Source organism: Rugamonas apoptosis (genome assembly GCF_014042355.1).
GTDB lineage: Bacteria > Pseudomonadota > Gammaproteobacteria > Burkholderiales > Burkholderiaceae_D > Rugamonas > Rugamonas apoptosis.
Genome location: NZ_JACEZU010000069.1, coordinates 1 through 255, shown reverse-complemented (window position 1 = coordinate 255; position 255 = coordinate 1). Strand labels below are relative to the sequence as shown.

The window sequence follows — 255 nt, the reverse complement described above, 5'->3', positions numbered from 1 at the left end:
ATGGGAAGCAGGTTAATATTCCTGCACCGTCGTATGATGCGATGGGGGGACGGATCGCGGAAGGTTGTCCAACTGTTGGAATAGTTGGTTTCTGGTTCATAGAAGGCGCTTAGGCAAATCCGGGCGCGTGATTCAAGGGACTGGGACGAGGCACTTAGGTGCTGAAGCAATCGGAAGTGGTTCCAAGAAAAGCCTCTAAGCTTCAGTCATACGAGACCGTACCGCAAACCGACACAGGTGGGCGAGATGAGTATT

General features: G+C 52.2%; 1 rRNA gene. It reads left to right on the top strand.

Going from position 1 to position 255, the window contains the following annotated elements:
* Positions 1–255, top strand: a 23S ribosomal RNA gene (locus H3H39_RS27460); the annotation flags it as partial.